Source organism: Rhodococcus sp. CX (assembly GCF_015865005.1).
Taxonomy (GTDB): Bacteria; Actinomycetota; Actinomycetes; order Mycobacteriales; family Mycobacteriaceae; genus Rhodococcus.
On record NZ_JADZGH010000206.1, the window covers coordinates 48,616 to 53,194 of the forward strand.

Genomic DNA, 4,579 nt, shown 5'->3' on the forward strand with positions numbered 1-4,579 from the left:
GCCTGGTCGCACATCCTGCCGCGGATGGGCGAGCCGCTGGCTCCCGACGGGTCCTTCGCGGCCACGGCGAGCGGGTGACGTCCGCCCTCCTTTCGTTCCGGGTGGGTGCCGTGCGTGCGCCTATTCCCATCTGCGGGCGTGGCGGTACCGCGGTTCCCACCAGAACCGGTGGAGGAGGCGCAAGGGCAGCGGCAACTCGCTGAACACCAGGCGGATCCGGTCCTCCGGTGCTCCCTCGAACAGGTACGGCGTCGTCGCCGCGACATCGGAGAGGGACATCTTGCGCAGCGCGTCCTTGGAGATCTGATGCCATTCCTCGGACGTGAGGGCGCCGGCGACAAGGGGCAGCGCGTCGCGTTCCTCGTGGGCGAGATGGGACCGCAGCAGGTGCACTATCGCGTCCAGACGTTCCGCAAGGACGTCGGGTCCGTGCTCGCGGTCGTCGAACGCGTCCTCGACGGCCGCGAGCGTCGGATCGATGAGTGAGTGTTCGGCTTCCATCGCATCGAGCACTTCGAGGGCGTCCGGCTCCTGGCCGAGCCGGGTGCGCATCAGCGGCCAGAGGAACTCGTCCTCGATCATGTGATGCTGATGCAGTTCCCGGCTGAAGCCGTGCCAGCCGAGCAGCACCGCATCGTGGGTGGCCGGGTCCTCGGGGACACCCTTCTCGGCGACCCGGGCGAGGCGTTCGGAGTCGCGCCGGAAGGCGTCGTGGATGAGGTACATGACCTCGAGATCGGCATCGGACATCGGGGTGGATTTCGTGGTAGTCATCGGTCCTTACCTCCTGGCTGGCCCCGTCTCCAGATTCCGATCTCCCATGTCCGTTCTCAATCCCACTTTCGTGGGGAATACTGGCTCCATGGACGCGGCGCGCTCTGCCGCCCGATTGAAGTCGACGGTCCGCCGCGCGGCACGGACTGCGACCGATTCCGCGGATTTTCGGACACACATTCTCGATGCACTTCGCGAACAAGTCCCGTTCGACGGCGGGGTCGTGGCCCTCCTGGATCCCGCGGTCCGCGTTCCGACGGCGGCGACGAACATCGGTTTCGACGACAATGCCGGAAAACTCTGCGCCGAACTCGAATACGGACCGGACCCGGACACCTTCAGTTTCGACGAGTTGTTTCGCCGACCGGGTGGAATCTGCAGTGTGCGGCAGGTGACCGGTGGACGATTCAGGACTTCCCGGCCCTACCGCGAATTCCTCGAACCGATCGGGGTCGACGACGATGTGCGCATGCTGCTCCGCAGCCGGGACGGAACGTGTTGGGGTGTAGCCGAATTGTCGAGGTCCGAGATGGCCGCGTTCACCGAGGCCGAGATCGGTATCCTCGCCGCGGTCCTCCGCGACATCGGTGACGGTCTTCGGACGAGCCTGCTCCGCCAGGCCGCGTACACGAATTCGGACTCGGATGACGGTCCTGCGGTCGTGATTGTGGACGACCACGACGAAGTGGCGATGACGACACCGGCGGCGCGTGACTATTTCGACCGGCTCGGCTGGACGGCATCCGCCCGGCCGGCGGGGGAACTACTGGTGCGCTTCATCGCGATGCGGGTTCGTTCCTCCGGCGGCGGGCCGGTCGTGGTGCGGGCGCGGACTCTTGACGGCGAATGGGTCGTGTTGCGGGCCGTGGGGACCGCGGACGGGACCGGGTCGCCCGGGGTGGTGGTCAACATCGAGCGAGCGCACCTGCCCGAGGTCGTCACGTTCATCGCCGCGGCTCACGGCCTGTCGGCGCGGGAAACCGACGTGGTGCGTCAGGTGCTGGCCGGACGCACCCGTGAGGAGATCGGGCGAGCGCTGTTCATCAGCCCGTACACCGTGCAGGACCATCTCAAGAGCATCTTCGCCAAGACCGGGATGCACAGCCGGCGCGACCTGGTGGCGCGGCTTGCATGGTCGCACTACGTGCCGCGGCTCGGTGATCCGGTGGCGTCCGACGGTTCCTTCGCGGCCGCGTCGAGCGGGTGACATCCCCGGTGCCCGCGGGCATCGAAATGCAACATGTTTCAGTTTTCGGCGTCCGGCGGTTATCGTGACGGACAGCAGGTGACGGAGCCCACACCGGCGGAGCGGCCGTCACCCCACGCCGTCACCACGAGCGGAAGGACGACCATGACCGAGGAGTACGCCGACCTGCACCGGCCCGTGTTCACCGCGGACCTGCTGATCACCGCCCTCGACCGAAGCGCCGACAAGCCCGCGCTGTACCTCGGCGACGTGGTGCTCACCGGCGGTGAAATGCGCGACGAGATAAGCCGGTTCGGTCAGGCGCTCGCGTCCGTCGGCGTCGGGCAGGGCTCGTCGGTGGCCATGCTGTCGAAGAACCGTCCCGAGGTGCTCATCTCCATGGGCGCGACGATGATCGCCGGCTGCCGCAACAGTGCCCTGAACCCGATGGGATCGCTGTCGGATCACCTGTACATCGTCGAAGATGCGGCGATCGAAACCCTCATCTTCGATCCCAACCACTTCGAGGAACGGGCCGCCGAACTGAAGGCGCAGATCCCCACTTTGAAGAACGTGTTCTCGCTCGGTCCGTCGGAGGTCGGCACCGACATCCTGGCGCTCGCTGCGACGTTCACGCCGCAGCGCCTCGTCGCCGCGCCGGTGGACGCCGAGGACACCTCGAGCATCGTCTACACCGGCGGCACCACCGGCAAGCCGAAGGGCGTGATGGGGGCGTTCCGGTCCGGTGTCGCGCTGACCCAGATCCAGATGGCCGAATGGGAGTGGCCCGAGGAACCCCGGTTCCTGATCTGCACGCCGCTCTCGCACGCGGGCGCCGCGTTCTTCGTCCCCACCCTGCTGCGCGGCGGGTCGCTGTACGTCCTGCCGTACTTCGACCCGGCCCTGGTGCTGGAAACCATCGAGAAGCATCGCATCAACGCCACGATGCTCGTGCCGACGATGATCTACATGCTGCTCGACCACCCCGACTTCGACAAGCGCGACCTGTCGAGCCTGCAGACGCTGTTCTACGGCGCCTCGGCGATGTCGCCGGCGCGGCTGCGTGAGGGCATCGAGCGGCTCGGCCAGGTGTTCTTCCAGTTCTACGGGCAGTCCGAGTGCGGCATGACCATCTCGGTGCTCCGCAAGAGCGAGCACATCGCCGACGACCCCGAGCGCCTCGCGACCTGCGGCCGGCCCGTGCCGTGGCTCGACGTGCGCCTGCTCGACGACGACCTCAACGAGGTGCCGCGCGGCGAGCTCGGCGAGATCTGCGTGCGCGGCCCCCTGGTGATGAAGGGCTACCTGAACAAGCCCGCCGAGACCGCCGAGGCGCTACGCGGCGGCTGGCTGCACACCGGCGACGTGGCCCGTGCCGACAAGGACGGGTTCCTCACCATCGTCGACCGCAAGAAGGACATGATCGTCACCGGCGGTTTCAACGTCTTCCCCCGGGAGATCGAGGACGTCATCTCGTCCCATCCCGCGGTCGCGTCGGTCGCGGTGGTCGGGGTGCCGGACGTCAAATGGGGCGAGGCCGTGAAGGCCTGCGTCGTGCTGCGGGACGGGCAGACGGTCACGGCTGAGGAATTGATCGAGAGCGTGCGCGCGGCAAAGGGTTCGGTGCACGCGCCCAAGTCCGTCGACTTCCTCGACTCTCTGCCCCTGACTCCGCTGGGGAAGCTGGACAAGAAGACGCTGCGCGCGTCCTACCGGTAAGTGCGGCTGGCGCCGCCGGTGTGCCTTTGTGGCGGTCAGGGCCGCCAGAAAGGCACATCGGCAGCGCAGCTGCACTCGGACGGTGAGCGACGTCGCCACCCGAGGCGGACGAGGACCGCTTCGACCTCGGCCGCCACGCCGCACGGGTCGCGGACGACTTCGTCGTAGCCGTAGACCAATCGGGACCGGCCGACCAGTTCGGCGGCGTTGTCCCGGCGACGGTCGCGGAAGGCGACCTCCGCCATCGCGTGGAACCGGCGCCCGTCGAGCCGGACCGTCAACGCGGCTCCGTGGGTGTCGTACGTGCAGTCCTCGTACAGAGTTCGCCCGTCGACGACCACCGGGGTCTGACGGTCCGCCGACGGCAGACCGTGGCGGCGCTCGACGTCGGTGGCGTACCGGAACTCGAGCATCGACTGGACGCCCGAGGCGAGCAACCCGGCGGCATCCTCGAGTGTCCTGCGGTAGCGATACGGCTTGCGCTCGTGCATGCGACGTCGCACCTCCGACAGGGGAATCCGCCCGTTCGTCACGATGCGCACCAAGGCGCTGTAACCGTCCTGCACAGTGGGTTCGGCCGTCGCCAGATCGATGGCGGTATCGGCTGTACTTGTGCGCGGCGGCATCGTCGGCACCGCAATGTACGGATGCGCGCGGCTGCGGTGGACGATCACGCCGGGATGCAGCATCTCCCCGTAGTGCGGCAGTCGGACGTCGCGGGGTTGCGCGGTCGCGAAGGTCGCGGGCTGACCCCTCGTAGACAGACCGAACGGGACGGTGACGTGCACGGGTGCGAGCGGGTCGATCGGCAGCAACCCCCACTCCTCGGCGGCCGTGCGATGGCTGAGGACCGCGACGTCGCCGCAGAACGCCAAGGCGGCGGCGAGGATCGCCGGGCGA

Annotated in this window: 4 protein-coding genes; 2 read left to right on the forward strand and 2 right to left on the reverse strand. The window is 68.0% G+C overall.

Annotated elements, in window-relative coordinates:
* Positions 1-120: 120 nt before the first annotated feature.
* A complete protein-coding gene (locus I0Q12_RS22360; protein ID WP_197254847.1) occupies positions 121-774 on the reverse strand; it encodes a hemerythrin domain-containing protein in 654 nt (217 codons plus the stop codon).
* Positions 775-997: 223 nt separating this feature from the next.
* On the opposite strand from I0Q12_RS22360, the gene I0Q12_RS22365 reads away from it, so the two are divergent.
* Both I0Q12_RS22365 and I0Q12_RS22370 read left to right on the forward strand, forming a co-directional pair.
* Positions 998-1,981 carry a helix-turn-helix transcriptional regulator gene (locus I0Q12_RS22365; RefSeq protein WP_307846425.1) on the forward strand — a complete coding sequence of 328 codons (984 nt, stop codon included), beginning with the start codon at positions 998-1,000 and terminating at the stop codon, positions 1,979-1,981.
* A 144-nt stretch (positions 1,982-2,125) separates the two neighbouring features.
* Positions 2,126-3,679: an AMP-binding protein gene (locus I0Q12_RS22370; RefSeq protein ID WP_197254850.1), complete on the forward strand. Its 1,554-nt coding sequence runs from the start codon at positions 2,126-2,128 to the stop codon at positions 3,677-3,679.
* 35 nt (positions 3,680-3,714) lie between these two features.
* Here I0Q12_RS22370 and I0Q12_RS22375 read toward each other — a convergent pair.
* Positions 3,715-4,579: hypothetical protein (locus I0Q12_RS22375; protein ID WP_197254852.1), on the reverse strand; the 865-nt coding region annotated here is incomplete at its 5' end.

What these genes read in the sequence shown, in the direction of transcription:
- I0Q12_RS22370 (WP_197254850.1), top strand. Translation starts at nt 2,126, where the DNA reads ATGACCGAGGAGTACGCCGACCTGCACCGGCCCGTGTTCACCGCGGAC.
- I0Q12_RS22360 (WP_197254847.1), bottom strand. Translation starts at nt 774, where the DNA reads ATGACTACCACGAAATCCACCCCGATGTCCGATGCCGATCTCGAGGTC.